Genomic DNA, 2,144 nt, shown 5'->3' on the forward strand with positions numbered 1-2,144 from the left:
GCCACCACACCGTCGCCAGCGGCGGCAGCGTCACCGTGATGCTCGCCGGGCGGCCGTGGTGGCGGGTGGCCTCCGTCTTGACCGGGTCGGGGGTGGTGACGCCGCTGCCGCCGTAGCGGGCGGCGTCCGTGTTGAGGATCTCCTGCCACGCCGTGAACCGGCCGGGCACGCCCAGGGCGTAGCCGTGCCGCACGACGGGGGAGAAGTTGCTGACGGCCAGCAGGGGCGCGCCCTGGGCGTCGAAGCGCAGGAAGGCGAAGACGTTGTCCTCCGCCGCGTCGCCCACCACCCACTCGAAGCCCTCGGGGACGGTGTCCCGCTGCCACAGCGCGGGCGTGGCCAGGTAGGCCGAGTTCAGGTCGCGGACCAGGTCCCGTACGCCCCGGTGGTCCGCCTCGGCGGAGTAGGACGGGTCGAGCAGCCACCAGTCGGGGCCGTGGGCCTCGGACCACTCGGCTCCCTGCGCGAACTCCTGGCCCATGAAGAGCAGCTGCTTGCCGGGGTGCGCCCACATGAAGCCGAGGTAGGCCCGGTGGTTCGCGCGCTGTTGCCACCAGTCGCCCGGCATCTTCGACACCAGGGCGCTCTTGCCGTGGACGACCTCGTCGTGCGAGATCGGCAGCACGTAGTTCTCGCTGTACGCGTAGATCATCGAGAACGTCATCTCGCCGTGGTGGTACTTGCGGTGCACCGGCTCCTTGGAGACGTAGACGAGGGAGTCGTGCATCCAGCCCATGTTCCACTTCAGGCCGAAGCCGAGGCCGCCGAAGCCGCCCGCCCCGATGTGGTGCGTGGCGCGGGTGACGCCGTCCCAGGCCGTGGACTCCTCGGCGACGGTGACGACGCCGGGGCAGCGGCGGTAGACGGTCGCGTTCATCTCCTGCAGGAACGCCACCGCGTCCAGGTTCTCCCGGCCGCCGTGGACGTTCGGCGTCCACTGGCCCGCCTCGCGGGAGTAGTCGAGGTAGAGCATGGAGGCGACGGCGTCCACCCGGAGCCCGTCGATGTGGAACTCCTCGCACCAGTAGACCGCGTTGGCCACGAGGAAGTTGCGCACCTCCGTGCGGCCGTAGTCGAACTCCAGCGTGCCCCAGTCGGGGTGCGCGGCGCGCAGCGGGTCCGCGGGCTCGTACAGCGGCCGCCCGTCGAACTCGGCCAGCGCCCAGTCGTCGCGCGGGAAGTGCGCGGGCACCCAGTCCATGAGCACCCCGATGCCGGCCGCGTGCAGCGCGTCCACCAGGTACTTGAAGTCGTCCGGGGTGCCCAGGCGGGCGGTCGGGGCGTAGAAGCCGGTGATCTGGTAGCCCCAGGAGCCGCCGAAGGGGTGCTCGGCGATCGGCATCAGCTCCACGTGCGTGAAGCCGAGGTCCCTGACGTAGGCGGGCAGCTGCGCGGCCAGCTGCCGGTAGGTCAGGCCGGGGCGCCAGGAGGGCAGGTGCACCTCGTAGACCGAGAAGGGGTGCTCGTGGACGGGCTTCCCCGTGCGGGCCGCCATCCACTCCGCGTCCTGCCAGGTGTGGTGCGAGGCGTGCACGACCGACGCGTTCGCCGGCGGGGCCTCCGTGCGGCGCGCCATGGGGTCCGCGCGCATCGTGTGCGAGCCGTCCGGGCGCGTGATCTCGAACTTGTACAGCGCCCCCTCGCCGATGCCGGGCAGGAACAGCTCCCACACCCCGGAAGAGCCCAGCGACCGCATGGGATGGCCGGCGCCGTCCCAGTAGTTGAAGTCGCCGACGACCCGTACGCCCAGGGCGTTGGGCGCCCACACCGTGAAGCGGGTGCCCGCCACGTCCTCATGCGTCATCGGCATCGCGCCGAGCGCCTGCCACAGCTGCTCGTGGCGGCCCTCGTGGATCAGGTGCAGATCGAGGTCGCCGAGGGCGGGCAGGAAGCGGTACGGGTCGCGGACCTCCAGCTCCGTGCCCTCGTAGCTCACCAGCAGGCGGTAGTCGGGGAGCTCACTGAGGGGCAGCACCGCCGCGAAGAGGCCGTCCCCCTCGTCGTAGAGCTCCACCCGCAGGCCCTTCGCGCTGACCGCCACGGAGCGTGCGAAGGGGCGCAGGGTGCGGAACACCACCCCGCCGGGCACCGGGTGCGCTCCCAGCAGGCCGTGCGGGTCGTGGTGCGCGCCGTGCAGCAGCCGC

1 protein-coding gene is annotated in these 2,144 nt (G+C 72.0%); it reads right to left on the bottom strand.

The window, feature by feature from the left end; translation table 11 throughout:
- Positions 1-2,144 (bottom strand): 1,4-alpha-glucan branching enzyme (gene glgB / locus V7793_RS36745; protein WP_336014020.1); only part of this gene is annotated, 2,144 nt, incomplete at both ends.

This window comes from Streptomyces sp. KLMMK (assembly GCF_036961605.1).
Classification (GTDB): domain Bacteria; phylum Actinomycetota; class Actinomycetes; order Streptomycetales; family Streptomycetaceae; genus Streptomyces; species Streptomyces telluris.